At 48.1% G+C, this 14,099-nt stretch carries 12 protein-coding genes; 9 read left to right on the top strand and 3 right to left on the bottom strand.

Annotation, left to right across the window (positions count from 1 at the left end; genetic code table 11):
• Positions 1-4: 4 nt before the first annotated feature.
• Complete coding sequence (locus ACOJS8_RS24420) at positions 5-1,879, bottom strand: cytochrome-c peroxidase (protein ID WP_420151175.1); 1,875 nt, start codon at positions 1,877-1,879, stop codon at positions 5-7.
• Positions 1,880-1,900: 21 nt separating this feature from the next.
• Positions 1,901-2,686, bottom strand: coding sequence for a TrmH family RNA methyltransferase (locus ACOJS8_RS24415; protein ID WP_420151174.1), 786 nt, complete (start codon positions 2,684-2,686; stop codon positions 1,901-1,903).
• A 28-nt stretch (positions 2,687-2,714) separates the two neighbouring features.
• On the opposite strand from ACOJS8_RS24415, the gene ACOJS8_RS24410 reads away from it, so the two are divergent.
• The 6 genes from ACOJS8_RS24410 (at position 2,715) to secG (ending at position 10,446) form a co-directional block, all read left to right on the top strand.
• Positions 2,715-5,351, top strand: coding sequence for a BamA/TamA family outer membrane protein (locus ACOJS8_RS24410; protein ID WP_420151200.1), 2,637 nt, complete (start codon positions 2,715-2,717; stop codon positions 5,349-5,351).
• A 158-nt stretch (positions 5,352-5,509) separates the two neighbouring features.
• Positions 5,510-6,991 carry a tRNA (N6-isopentenyl adenosine(37)-C2)-methylthiotransferase MiaB gene (miaB, locus tag ACOJS8_RS24405; protein ID WP_420151173.1) on the top strand — a complete coding sequence of 494 codons (1,482 nt, stop codon included), beginning with the start codon at positions 5,510-5,512 and terminating at the stop codon, positions 6,989-6,991.
• 100 nt (positions 6,992-7,091) lie between these two features.
• Entirely contained in the window at positions 7,092-8,471 is a 1,380-nt protein-coding gene (locus ACOJS8_RS24400) for a sigma-54 interaction domain-containing protein (protein WP_420151172.1), read from the top strand.
• A gap of 40 nt (positions 8,472-8,511) precedes the next feature.
• On the top strand, positions 8,512-9,024 hold the full coding sequence (gene lptE, locus ACOJS8_RS24395; RefSeq protein WP_420151171.1) for an LPS assembly lipoprotein LptE: 513 nt from the start codon (positions 8,512-8,514) through the stop codon (positions 9,022-9,024).
• A gap of 75 nt (positions 9,025-9,099) precedes the next feature.
• Positions 9,100-9,978 (top strand): hypothetical protein, encoded by an 879-nt coding sequence (locus ACOJS8_RS24390; RefSeq protein WP_420151170.1) that lies wholly within the window; start codon positions 9,100-9,102, stop codon positions 9,976-9,978.
• A gap of 63 nt (positions 9,979-10,041) precedes the next feature.
• On the top strand, positions 10,042-10,446 hold the full coding sequence (secG, locus tag ACOJS8_RS24385) for a preprotein translocase subunit SecG (protein ID WP_420151169.1): 405 nt from the start codon (positions 10,042-10,044) through the stop codon (positions 10,444-10,446).
• Positions 10,447-10,514: 68 nt separating this feature from the next.
• On the opposite strand, the gene ACOJS8_RS24380 is transcribed toward secG, so the two are convergent.
• Positions 10,515-11,222, bottom strand: a complete 708-nt coding sequence (locus ACOJS8_RS24380) for a hypothetical protein (protein ID WP_420151168.1) — start codon at positions 11,220-11,222, stop codon at positions 10,515-10,517.
• Positions 11,223-11,469: 247 nt separating this feature from the next.
• Here ACOJS8_RS24380 and ACOJS8_RS24375 point away from each other — a divergent pair, with 247 nt between their 5' ends.
• From ACOJS8_RS24375 to ACOJS8_RS24365, 3 genes are all read left to right on the top strand, one after another.
• On the top strand, positions 11,470-11,766 hold the full coding sequence (locus tag ACOJS8_RS24375; protein WP_012925587.1) for a co-chaperone GroES: 297 nt from the start codon (positions 11,470-11,472) through the stop codon (positions 11,764-11,766).
• A gap of 100 nt (positions 11,767-11,866) precedes the next feature.
• The gene (gene groL, locus ACOJS8_RS24370) at positions 11,867-13,504 is read left to right on the top strand and encodes a chaperonin GroEL (protein ID WP_420151167.1); all 1,638 of its coding nucleotides are present in this window, start codon (positions 11,867-11,869) and stop codon (positions 13,502-13,504) included.
• A 106-nt stretch (positions 13,505-13,610) separates the two neighbouring features.
• The gene (locus tag ACOJS8_RS24365; protein WP_420151166.1) at positions 13,611-14,027 is read left to right on the top strand and encodes a DoxX family protein; all 417 of its coding nucleotides are present in this window, start codon (positions 13,611-13,613) and stop codon (positions 14,025-14,027) included.
• The last annotated feature ends 72 nt before the right edge of the window (positions 14,028-14,099 follow it).

The following is a 14,099-nucleotide window of genomic DNA, read 5'->3' as shown; positions in this document are numbered from 1 at the left end:
TTAATCAATACGTTCCGCCAATCCTTCGCCTATTTAGCGTATGATTGCTATCAACGATAGGTAATTGGTTCGGGCGCTGGGTCAATCCGGTTGTATCGGTTAATGATCGCATAAACGCTACCAATGCTTTCTGTTCCACAACGGTTAAATTAAGCGGATCATCGGCCAGTGTCTGTTCCTCAAGCTGAATACCAATACCGCGTCCGCCACCCCGGTTGTAAAAATCAACCACCTCCTCTAAGGTTTTGTAGACACCATTGTGCATATACGGTGCTGTCAGTGCTACGTTACGTACCGTTGGTGTTTTGAACGCAAACCGATAACGATCCTTTTTATACGTATTAAATCGCCCAGGATCCTCATCAAGTCGGGCATTACGTACTTTGCGCTGACGAGGTACACCAATGATTTCACTTTCCACTTTCTGATAATGCGGGGGAACAAAGCCGTTATAAATCGGGAAGAAATGACACGTAGCACAACGGGCTTTCCCTAAAAAAAGATTATAACCCAACAGTTCATCAGCCGATAGTGCTACGTCATCACCACGCAGATACCGGTCTGGGCGAGCGCTCAAACCCGTCAGGCTCCGAATGTACGAAGCCAGCGCATTCCGAATATTGGCAGCGGTTAACCCGGCGGGAAAAGCCTCGGCGAACATTTTTTTATACTGGCTACTGCCCGACAGTTTCTGCACGACCTCCTCGGGCGATGTGTGCATTTCGTGAGTATTATTCAGCACATCATGGACCTGATCTTCAAGGTAAAATACTCGCGAGTCGTAAAATTGTACGTTCTGTAAACCGGCATTAATCAGCGTAGGCGCATTACGTATTACGGGCTTTCGCCCACTGAACGCCCGGCTTTTGACCCGGCCGTCGGAGAAAGCCCGCTCCGGCTGATGGCAGGACGCGCAACTCCGGGCATTATTGCCCGACAGAAGCGGATCAAAAAACAGGACTTTTCCCAAAGCGACCTTCTGAGGAGTGCTGACAAACTGACCAAAATTGATTAGATACCCTGCCCGAAACGCGCCTGAATCCGATAAGGTAGCTACCATTGGCGACAGGAAACGGCCGGTGGTTGATGCCGAAATAGTCAGTGCTTGACGCGCTTGCTGGATCGATCGGCAAAGCGGATAAAGCCGTTCCCGAATAAACATGACCCGATCGAAGCTATTAAAATCAGAAGCTTGTTCGAGACTCCGGATAGTCTCCGACCAACGTTTCGCCAGTTGAGTAGCGATGGATTTGGGCAGTTTTTCAGTGTAAGGTTGAAACGTTTGCTGAAGAGAACGTAACGTAACAACCGCTTCCGATAAACCTGTTAGCGTTTCGGGGGCATCATAGCCCGTAATCCCCCAGGTTAGCAATCGAAACAACTCCTGTCGGATGGCTTCCATAACAGATGTATCCGTCAGTTGATCAATAGGAATACCCTGTTCCAGCCGCGACGAGTACGACATCAATGCGTTAAGTTCACGCAGAAGATTAGCCTTCCGGGTTGTATCGTGCGTCGGAAACAGATACGGCTCCACAACCTGTAGCCCGGTAGGATAAATCAGCAGTTGCCCCGGCTCATTTTCTTCAACTTCGATTATTGGTGGCCCGTTGACGTGACTCGCCAGAAATGGCTGAAAATATTCCAGCAACCATTCAATTCGCTTGTAATCCTGCCGGCTACGTTTGAAAGTCTCCTGTAGCGAATCAACGGGTGCGTTTACCTGTACATAGTGCGCCAGTTGCTCCACCTGCTGGTGAAATCGGTTTTTATCGGTTATAAACTGGGCATAAATCCGCTTTCCTTCAGATGGAGTTTCCTGAGGTAAGAAGGCCATTACGGCTATCACTACAAAAAACAGTCCCAATAACCGGTACATGAAATCACTACAGCTTTTTAGTTAGTTGGGCGACGTAACGCGACGAATATTATCTAGCAATACGGCCGTAGCAATCCCTACATTCAACGATTCTGCACCACCGTAACGAGGAATTGTCACTCGTTGTGTTACGTATTTTGCGACCTCAGCCCGAATTCCATTCGATTCATTTCCCATCACCAAATAACCTGATTTTCTGAAAGGTAACGTGTGCACATCGCCCCCGTTTAAAAAGGCACCGTACACAGCTATTTGATTTTCTGGCGGAGCCGCTACGTTGTCAGACTGTACCTGTTTTAATACCTCCACTACGTCGCCATACCACCAACTTACTCGTGTAAATGATCCTTTGCTGGCCGATATCACTTTAGGATTATAGATATCGGCGGTTGTTTCGGAGCAAAGAATTTTGGGTACGCCATACCAATCGGCAATGCGCAGAATGGTTCCTAAGTTGCCAGGATCGCGGATTTCGTCTAAAATTAAAGCAATCTCGGCCAGTTCAGCCAATAGCGGGCGGTTCTCCTTCGTTCTGACAACAGCCAGTGCGGCATTGTTGCTTTCGAGCGTACCCGCTCGTTCGAGGTCAGCAACCGATGCAATTTCGACGGGTGTTCGTTGGCGATCTATCAACGGAGCGTTTTCTTTGTAAAACGCTTCGGTTGCTACGACCAATTCCGTCTGAAAATCCGATTGGAGTACTTCCTGTACGCTCTTGGCCCCTTCAACCAGAAAAGCGCCATGTTGCTGACGGTATTTTTTCTGATGGAGCGACTGAATATATTTAAGTTGATTTTTGGAAAGCATGAAAAAAAAGTATGATGTCAAATATATGATGTATGATTGGCTACAACGCCATACATCATACGTCACACATCATATATCGGCACTGTTGCTGCTGTTGCTACTAACTTCGCTCTCCGGCTGTTTGAGTTCAAAGGAATATTTGCTGACCTCCCAAACGATACGTGGCAATCGCACAATTTCCAGCGAAAATCTTGAAAGTCTGATTCCTCAAAAACCGAACCGGCGGATTCTGGGTCTGCCCATTACTCCCCCGCTCTGGTTTTATCAGCTAGGTCTGCGTCGGTATAATCGGGAGGCTGCATTACGTGACCTACAGGACAAAACTAACGAATTTGAACAGCAAAGTCAGCAATTGGCCAACGACCCACAGGCGCTTAAGCGCCTGAACCGGCGTTACGCCCGGCAGTTGAAACGGCTACGTCTGAAAGCTGAAGAAGGAAACTGGCTGATGCGTAGCCTGGGCGAGCCGCCCTCCTATTTTGCGGAAGCCGATGTGAAGGCCAACGTCGTGAAAATGCAGAAATACCTGTCGGACAAAGGCTTTTTCAACGCGAAAACGAGCTACACACTCGATACGCTTCGCCGACGTCAAATTCGGGTCAATTACCTGATTAAGGAAAATGAAGGCTTTTATCTGCGAAACATAACGTATCAGATCGCCGACCCACAGGTTGATTCAATCGTTCGGCAATCGTTCGATAAATCCCAGCTTCACGTAGGCGATCGGTTCGATTTCGACAACATGGCGGGCGAACGGCTCCGCATCGAATCTCTGCTACGTGATCAGGGCTATTATTCCTTTTCCCGTCAATACGTCCGGGCCACTGATGTAGACACCATTCGTCGTGGCAATGACCGCCGTTTCTATCAGGGCCTTGAACCCGGTGATTCTACCCGACGTAACGTTGACGTAGCCATTCAGATTGTGAATCCACCCGGCCTATCGGCTCACCCAATTTATCATATTGGCGAGGTGGAAATGCAGATTAATTCCGGAACTGACACGCCCGACGGAACCTCACCGTTCGTTGCCACGGCCGATCGTGACACGGTTAGTCGTAATGGGATTACGTATTTGCTGGGTGGCCGTGATATTTCCTTACGACTACTGAACTCGAAAATCCTCTTTCGACCAAACCAGCTATACAGCCAGAGTAATTATCGCGATACACAACGGCAGCTTTTTTTACTGAATCAGTTCAAGTTTGTGAACATCAACTTTATTGACACGACCAACCGCCGGCTGCATACGCTGATTACAGCTACCCCACTAGACAAATACGAAGCCACTGCCGAAGGTGGGGTTACGGGTTTGCTCTATCAGGGACAGGGCTATCCGGGTGGTTTTGGCAGCCTGGTTTTTCGGGTGAGGAACATGTTCGGCGGCCTGGAAACCTTCGAAACGTCGGTTCGCTATGGCCTGGAGGCACAAACAGGTTTCGTGCCCGATCCAGCGAAGCCTGACCAGGCAGTTTATACGTCTCAGGAGCTAGGAATCAGCAGTTCGCTTATCTTTCCCCAGATTTTATTCCCTGGCCGTATCCGGTTTCGCTTCAATCGCTCCGCCCCCCGCACACAGATCAGCCTGAGCTTCAACAATACGTTCCGCCCTGATTTCCAGCGATCGCTCCTTCGGGCAACAATGGCCTACAACTGGCAAACAACTGCATCCAAACAATTCAGTTTTCTGATCGCTGATATTAACCTGATTAACGCAGGCGACGGTACTAACTCAACCATTACCAGGGCGTTCAGAGAGCAGTTAGAAACCCTGACGCAACAGGGAAGTACAGTTTATCTGAACTTTTTCCGCAGGTCTCTTAGCTCCAGCTTCAGTTTTGCCTATACCTATAACACGAACATACCGGGTCAGAACCGCCGGGCTAGTTTCCTTCGCACCGTTCTTGAATCAGGCGGAACGACTCTCAACTTTGTTTCAAACAAAAAAGTCGACGAATGGAGTCAGGAAAATGGAGGTATAGGTTTACAACTTTATAAGTTCCTAAGGTCTAATGTCGATTACCGCTACTATATCCCTATCCGAAACAAAACAGCACTAGCCTTTCGGGTGAATACAGGAATAGCCTATGGTTATGGGCCGGGCGGGGCCGTACCGTATGAGAAATTTTTCTTTGCGGGCGGTAGTAACAGCGTTCGGGCCTGGCTACCCAGGCGGTTAGGACCAGGGGCGGCTTTCCCATACCAGGCGGGGAACCCTAACCAACCGAATATGAATACCGAAACAGGGCAATTTATTTATTTATTCGAGCAGCCCGGCAACGTACTGATTGAAGGCTCGGCTGAATTACGCGGCCGGTTGTTTCATCTTGGCGCCGACGTAAATGGAGCTATTTTTGTGGATGCCGGTAATGTCTGGACGCTCAGCAATAACTCGAACCGACCGGGCTCTGCCTTTCAATTCGGTACGTTCATTCCGCAAATTGCGGTTGGTACCGGCGTTGGCCTGCGTTTTGACTTCTCGTTTTTTGTCATTCGTTTTGATGGCGGCATCAAAGTCTGGGACCCCGCCCGCCGATATCCCGACCCTAACGGTCCTGATGGTATTACTGACAAACGGTTTATCCTGCCGGAATTCTCACTCAGCAGGCTGTCAAAAGGTGCAAACCCTCTGGTCATCAATTTTGGAATTGGCTACCCATTCTAATACGTAGTATAAAGGGCTTAACAGAATTTAACGCCTATTTCCTGCCAAAATGACAGCTTTATCGAGGCTTTCTTTGTAATTTTGTAAAAAGAATTCGATAGTTACCAGTCAACGTCGATAGCAACCCATGACTATCGACTGACAATTATTGACCGATTATGACGCTCATCCCCGAACTAACCATACTACAACCGGCTGACAAAGAGCAAATTGATTTACCGCGTACTTCTGAAGAAGAACTAGCGGTAGGTAAGAAACGGCTCTATATTGAAAGCTATGGTTGCCAAATGAACTTCGCTGATAGCGAGATTGTCGCAGCCGTTATGCGTAACGCAGGCTTCGCCACAACCTCATCAGCCGAAGATGCAGACCTTATCTTTCTGAATACCTGTGCCATTCGCGATAATGCCGAACAAAAGGTCCGGCATCGGCTAAAGCATCTCACCGGCCTGAAACGCCAGAAACCTGAACTGCTGGTTGGTATGCTTGGCTGCATGGCCGAACGCCTGAAAACCAAGTTGCTGGAAGAAGAAAAGGTAGTTGATATCGTAGCGGGGCCTGATGCGTACCGGGATATTCCAAAGCTGGTTGAAGAAGCCGAATCAGGACAGAAAGCCGTAAACGTCTTCCTGTCACGCGAAGAAACCTATGCCGACATTTCGCCTATTCGGTTGAATTCCAACGGCGTAACGGCTTTTGTTTCCATTATGCGAGGCTGCGACAATATGTGCAGCTTCTGCGTTGTGCCCTTCACGCGTGGTCGCGAGCGTAGCCGTGATCCCTTTAGCATTGTCCGCGAAGCACAAGATCTTTTCGATAGGGGTTACCGCGAAGTGACACTGCTGGGGCAAAATGTGGATTCGTATAAATGGCAGGGAGCAGAGGGCTTCGGGCAGAGGGCCGAAGACGATGCAGTATTTATGCCCTCTGCCCAAACCTCTCTGCCCACTACCACCTTTGCCAACCTGCTTGAAATGGTGGCGCGTATTCACCCAGACTTGCGCGTGCGGTTTTCAACCTCGCACCCAAAAGACATTACGGATGATGTGCTCCATACGATGGCTCGCTACGACAACATCTGCAAGTATATCCATTTGCCTGCCCAGAGCGGTAATAGCCGGGTTCTGAAGCTAATGAACCGAACCTACGACCGGCCCTGGTATATTGGTAAAATAGACCGGATCCGCGAGATCCTGGGCGACGATTGTGGTATCTCGACCGATATGATTTCGGGGTTTTGCACCGAAACAGAAGAAGAGCATCAGGAATCGTTGTCGCTCATGAATTACGTTCGCTACGATTATGCTTATATGTTTGCTTACTCGGAGCGCCCCGGTACGCTGGCCGCTAAAAAATATGCGGATGACATTCCGGAAGATATCAAAAAGCGACGCCTGAATGAAATCATCGCGAAGCAGTTAGAACATTCCGCCGAGCGTAACCAGCGTCATATCGGACAAGTGCAGCGCGTACTCATTGAAGGTTTCTCCAAACGTTCCGACGATTTTCTGTGTGGACGTAATGACCAGAACAAAATGGTTGTTTTTCCCAGAGGTAATTATCAGAAAGGCCAGTACGTCAATGTGTTAGTAACCGAATGCACATCGGCTACCCTACGGGGAGAAGTTGTTAATACGTAGTGGAGAGCGAGTAATGTATTAAGAGTCTGAAAGACATTTTCCTGTACATTATTCATTATCCATTCGAGGCTGCCTATGCGGCTCATCATCCTTTAAATTTATGAATAATCAGGAAATACAGTCTGTTAAACAACGCTTCGGTATAATTGGAAACGCCCCTGCGCTCAACTACGCTATCAACGTAGCGATGCAGGTGGCCGCTACCGATTTGACCGTGCTGATTACAGGCGAAAGTGGGAGTGGGAAAGAATCGTTTTCCAAAATCATCCACAGCCTGAGCGCCCGAAAGCATGGACAATTTATTGCCATCAACTGCGGAGCGATTCCCGAAGGCACCATCGATTCAGAATTATTTGGCCATGAAAAAGGCTCATTTACGGGGGCTGTCGACTCACGTAAGGGCTATTTCGAGACAACCAACGGCGGCACTATTTTCTTGGACGAGATTGGTGAAATGCCCCTGGGTACGCAGGCCCGTCTGTTACGGGTGCTGGAAAACGGCGAATTTATTCGCGTTGGTTCGTCGAAAACTCAGAAAACCGATGTTCGCGTGGTGGCCGCTACAAATGTCAATCTGCTGGACGCGGTTGAAAAAGGTAAGTTTCGGGAAGATTTGTATTACCGGCTTAATACGGTTCCTATTTACGTACCGCCCCTTCGCGAGCGTGGCACCGACATTGAATTGCTTTTCCGAAAGTTCACAACTGACTTCGCTGAACGATACCGGATTAAGCCTCTACAACTTACGGAAGATGCCAAGCAGTTGCTCATGGATTTCTCGTTTCCGGGCAACATCCGGCAATTGAAAAACATCGCCGAACAGGTATCAATCCTTGAGTCGGAACAGAACAAACCCATTGATGCCAATACGCTGACCAGGTACTTACCGCAGACTCAGCAGCCCAACCGTACGTTGGCACTGTTTCCGCAGGCCAATGGCAGCGCAGAGAATTTTTCGGAGCGCGAGTTGCTTTATAAAGTGCTGTTTGATATGCGCCGGGACGTCAACGACCTGAAAAAACTGGTACGTGACGTATTAGGGAATGAACAGGATGGCCGGCAGATTTTGCACAATCATAAAGAATTATTCGACTCGATTACCAATGAAAACGACGGACGTAACGCATCCGATGTTGGTGTAACACGCTTTCTGCCAGCCACAAATGGAGCCGTTCGAACCGAAAGCCCTGGCCGGCCCACAACTCCCGCAGTATCCCCTTCCGAAACCTACGGCAGCCACCCGCCAGTTCAGATTTTCGACGATGTTGATGGCGACATCAATGACGTAACGGAGGTTGAAGACGTAACGCACGAAACAGAAGAAGACGATTCGCTTTCACTTGAACGCCAGGAGAAAGAAATGATTCTAAAAGCCCTTCGACGTAACAATAACAAGCGAAAATATGCGGCCCAGGCACTCGGTATCTCCGAGCGGACGTTATATCGGAAAATTAAACAGTATGAGATTGATGAAGAGTAAGGTATTAATGAGCCATGTAAACCATACAATCCCTACTAAATTGTTCCAGAGACACCTCGTCCTTGCGTTATTCATTGTTTGTTGTTCATTATGCCTCTCCTCCTGTGGAGTTTATTCATTTACGGGAACAACTTTATCCCCTGATATAAAGACTGTTACGGTCAATAATTTTGTATTAGCGACAGCCGGTGGCCCGGCCAATTTACCCCTGACGTTTAACGAAAAATTAAAAGAATACTACCAGCGCTACACAAACCTGAAAGTTGTTCCAGCCAATGGCGATATGGTGTTGGAGGGGAACATTACCGGTTATGATCTGATCCCCGTCGCTCCGAGTGCTCAGGATCAGGCGAGCGTCAACCGGTTGCAGATTACTGTACTGGCCCGGTTTTATAACAATAAAGATGAGAGCAAGAATTTTGAACAATCTTTCTCTTTTTACAAGGACTTCCCGCAAAATCAAACGCTTAGTCAGAATGAGAGCCGTTTAGTTCCTCAAATACTGGATCAGATTGTACTGGACATTTTCAATAAAACAGCTGCCGACTGGTAAATTGAACGATGAGGTTTGACAACTTTTTTTCATGTCTATCCTTCATCATTCGTTAATCATCCTTACTTTCGGGATATGCTTGCGCTCGATAAAGAAACATTCTCCTACTGGGTCACGCACCCTGAAGACCTAACCCCTACTGATCTTGTCCAATTGCAGGAAAGCGTGGCCATGTACCCTTACTGTCAGGCGTTGCACACCTTGATGGCCAAAGCGGCATCCGTGCATCAACGTAGTCAGACGATCCCGTATGTCCGCCAGGCAGCTGCCCACGCGCTTAGTCGAAATGCGCTACGTAAATTGATTGACAACGAGTTCCAGTGGTCCGAAAACCTGCTCACGAAATTAAATGAGCTATCGGCAAAGCACGTTTCCATTCCAGACGATTACCAGCAGGAAAGTTATGCGCTCTTCAAGGCCAAAGCCGGGTTAAGTCAGGGCTTTCCTAAGTTAGCGCTTCTGCAATGGACCAGTCAGATTGAACGTAACGAAAACGAGCAAGAACAAACCCCCGTTTTAGCGGATTCGGTATCACCGGAATTGAGCGTCGCTATAGTGGCTCCGGAAGATCCAGCTTTACAACAGGAAACCAGTTCGCAAAATGATCCTGTTCCGATCGAAGAAACAACGCCAGATGTACCGCTTCCCTCTCCAGAAGACATTGAACGGAAACGGCAATTTGATCTGATTGAAAGTTTTATTAAAAATGAGCCTCGTATTGCGCCGATAAAGGCCAAGCTAGATGAGCCCGTTGAGCAGGAAGATTTAAGCAAACGTAGCAGACCTGTTGGCGGAGGTTTTGCAACAGAGAGTTTCGCTAAAATTCTGGCCAGACAAGGAAAGATCGACAAAGCCATCGAAATCTATACACAACTGATGGTGAAAAATCCCGAAAAAAAGACGTACTTTGCGGCAAAAATCAGTGAATTACGGGGAGGTCCGAGTGAATCATAAACCACTTTTTTACTGATAACTGAACTTGATAAACGCACCGGCGTCCCGGTGACAACAGATTTCATGGTAACGGCACTTATTGTACTTATTTGTATTCTTACGGTTTTGCTAATCCTTATCGTTCTGATTCAGAACTCAAAAGGCGGAGGATTAGCTGGTGAGTTTGGTGGACTGGGCTCTAATCAACTGATGGGCGTAAAGAAAACCACCGATTTGCTAGAGCAGATCACCTGGGGCCTTGGCGTTGGCGTTATGGTTCTATCACTGGTCTCCTTCATTCTGGTTGACCGTAATCAGGCCGCAGGTATCAACAGCGCTAACGTTGAGCGAGCACAAACCCAGACTTTACCGGGTGCCGCTGCTCCAACCGCAACCCCGAATGCTGCGAATGGCGCTGCGCCAAGTCAGGCCGCTCCGGGAGCTGCTACGCCGGGTGCTTCTACCTCGGCACTGACACCTCAGAAATAAAATTCAGGTTTACAAGAATAAAAAGCCGCTTTCTCATCGAGAGCGGCTTTTTTGCTGCTACGTTCCACTTAAGCTACTGCCTGTGCCAGTAATTGCCGGGCAATAGGTAACCATGTTTCCTGAACAGGATAGGTTCGCTGACTCTCCAGCATATAAGTTGCCGGGTTGGGCAGGTGGCGATTCCGCCGGATTAGATCCAGTTTAATATTCTCGAACGTATTGGCCAGACTTCTGCGCGCTACTTCCAGAAAGCGAAGTTGCACTAACCGTCCTCCAGGCTCCTGTTCTGAATAGAGCGTAACACTGAAATAATAGACCTGCGTTTCGGACTGATTTCTGACATGGAGCAACAGATAGCCTTCTTCAGGACGTAATGGCATCAAACCAATCGGAGCCAGAGTGAGTGAGCTGGCGACATCTGCCCACCGCTGCTGACCCTCGGTTAACAGGGCCTGAAATCGTGGCAGAGCAAATTCCATAATGGCATCCATCTCGGCTAAAAAACCCGAGTCCGTTACCTCAGATTTGTATTCAATCCGGGGCGGAGGGCCGGTTACTCGGCTAATTCGCTTGGGGAAAGCGGCATTTAACGTACCTTTGCCCCTCGAAAAACGAACACCGGCATTGTAATGATCGCGCAGTTCAGGCAAATCAGGACAAAGTTTGTATTCTGTGAAATTTTGCTGAACCGCCTGCAAGTATGCCATCACGACATACTTTTGGTATTCAGCATCAATCCAATTTTGCGTAAACCAGTCAGGTTGTAATTTTTTCATAGACCGGAAAAATCCATTTTGACCGTATATGATTTAGTTAAACTAAGCATTTGTTAGCAAACTTCCAAATTCCGTTAAAGGGAAATGTTCAATCTACCGAATGAAAGCTAACTAAATCGGACAATGGCAGTGTGTCAGCTTACAAGCTGAAAATTTGACAGTTTTGTCGGGTTGGCACAAAAATTGGCGTCTTGCCAGCGTCGTATATTAATTACACTAATAGTAAAACCTTAATCAACTCATTATCATGGTAGCAGAAACGGAAAGCGTTAAAGTGAACGTGAAACCGCTGGCCGACCGGGTGCTGGTAGAAGCCGCTCCGGCAGAAGAAAAAACCTCGTTCGGGATTATTATTCCCGACACGGCAAAGGAAAAGCCCCAGCGTGGTACGGTCGTTGCCGTTGGCGCAGGTAAGAAAGATGAGCCGCTGACGGTTCAGGTGGGCGATACGGTATTGTATGGCAAGTATGCTGGTACAGAAATCACCGTTGATGGCAAAGAGTACCTAATCATGCGTGAATCGGACATTTTCGCAATCCTTTAATCGTTTAGTTTACAGTCTTCTGTTTACAGTTTTCAGTTATTTATAGAGCCACCTTCGTGCAACTGTAGACTGAAAACAGCAAACTTTTCAACTTAAAAAAATGGCTAAGAAAATATTTTTTGACACAGAAGCTCGCGAGCGCATTAAGAAGGGTGTTGATACCCTGGCCGACGCGGTGAAAGTAACCCTCGGACCTAAAGGCCGGAACGTAATTCTGGATAAAAAATTCGGCTCGCCTGCCATCACCAAAGACGGTGTGACGGTTGCCAAAGAAATTGAACTGAAAGACGCCATGGAAAACATGGGCGCTCAGTTGGTAAAAGAAGTAGCGTCGAAAACGGCTGATTCGGCTGGTGACGGTACCACGACAGCTACGGTTCTGGCTCAGGCCATCTACTCGATCGGTGCGAAGAACGTAGCAGCTGGTGCAAACCCAATGGATCTGAAACGCGGTATCGACAAAGCGGTTCAGGCTGTTGTGGCTAATCTGAGCGAGCAATCGCAAACGATTGGTGACGATTTCGGTAAAATCGAACAGGTTGCTACCATCTCGGCCAACCACGACGAAGAAATCGGTAAGATGATTGCCGAAGCCATGAAGAAAGTGGGTAAAGAAGGGGTTATTACGGTTGAAGAAGCTCGTGGTACCGAAACGGAAGTTAAAACCGTAGAAGGTATGCAGTTCGACCGCGGTTACCTGTCGCCTTACTTCGTGACGAACACCGAAAAAATGGAAGTTGAACTGGAGCGTCCGTTCATCCTGATTTCGGAAAAGAAAGTATCGTCGATGAAAGAATTGCTGCCTGTTCTGGAGCAAGTTGCTCAGACTGGCCGGCCGTTGCTGATCATCGCTGAAGATGTTGACGGTGAAGCGCTTGCTACGTTGGTTGTTAACAAAATCCGGGGTGCGCTGAAAGTTGCCGCCGTGAAGGCTCCAGGTTTTGGTGATCGTCGGAAAGCGATGCTGGAAGACATTGCTATCCTGACCGGTGGCCAGGTTATCAGCGAAGAGCGTGGTTTCAAACTCGAAAACGCTTCGATCGAATATCTAGGACAGGCTGAAAAAATCCTGATCGATAAAGACAACACGACGGTTGTTAATGGTGTTGGCGGAAAAGACGACATCACTGGCCGCGTTAACCAAATCAAAGCCCAAATCGAAAACACTACGTCAGATTACGACCGCGAGAAATTGCAGGAGCGTCTGGCGAAACTGTCGGGTGGTGTGGCTATCCTCTACATCGGTGCGGCTACCGAAGTAGAAATGAAAGAAAAGAAAGACCGTGTTGACGATGCGCTGCATGCAACCCGCGCTGCCGTTGAAGAAGGTATCGTAACGGGTGGCGGTATTGCACTGATCCGTACGATCTCGGCGCTGGACAGCATCAATACCAGCAACGAAGATGAGAAGACTGGTGTTAACATCATCCGTGTAGCACTCGAGTCTCCACTACGTACCATCGTTGCCAACGCTGGTGGCGAAGGATCGGTTATCGTAAACAAAGTGAAAGATGGTCAGGGTGGCTTCGGTTACAACGCGAAGAACGATACGTTCGAAGATCTGTTCAGCGCCGGTATCATTGACCCGAAAAAAGTAACCCGTCTGGCTCTGGAAAACGCAGCTTCTATCGCTGGTCTGTTGCTGACGACCGAATGTGTAATCGCTGATGAGCCAGAAGAAGCTCCAGCGGCTGGCGCTGGTCACGGCCATCCAGGCGGTATGGGCGGCATGATGTAAGATCACGCTTCTTAATACGTAACAAAAACGCCCTCGATCGAAAGATGGAGGGCGTTTTGTTTTTCTTCGTTGATTAGAGATCTTAACAGACTCTAACATTATTTTTATGAAGAAGTTTTTCTCAGCCGATAGCCTATTTCAGAGCAGCGGCTTAACGTTTATCCGAGTCTTTTTCGGCTTATTGTTAATGTACCATGGTTGGGAGGTATTCGAGCCTGACAAAATAAAAGAATACGCTACGTGGGATGCTTTAAAAACGTCGGCTTCACCACTGTTCATGGCTTATCTTGGCAAAGGATCTGAACTGGTAGCAGGCATTTTACTGACAGTCGGTTTACTCACGCGACTAGCTTGCCTGATTACCATCGGCACGATGCTCTACATTACGTTCTTTATTGGTCATGGCAAATTCTGGTACGAAGATCAGCACCCATTTATGTTTGTACTATTGGCATTGGTCTTCTTTTTTAACGGGCCGGGGAAATGGAGTGTTGATGCCTTATTGTGGAAACACAGTCAATAAGAGAGCTGCCTCCTGTTATCCCTTTCAGTTTTTAGAAATGCTCAACAGGGATAGGAAATTGGGTAGTGTCTC

It is taken from the genome of Spirosoma sp. (assembly GCF_048594605.1).
In the GTDB taxonomy this organism is placed as follows: domain Bacteria; phylum Bacteroidota; class Bacteroidia; order Cytophagales; family Spirosomataceae; genus Spirosoma.
Note: the sequence above shows the minus strand (reverse complement) of the source record. Positions and strands in the feature narration are given on the sequence as shown.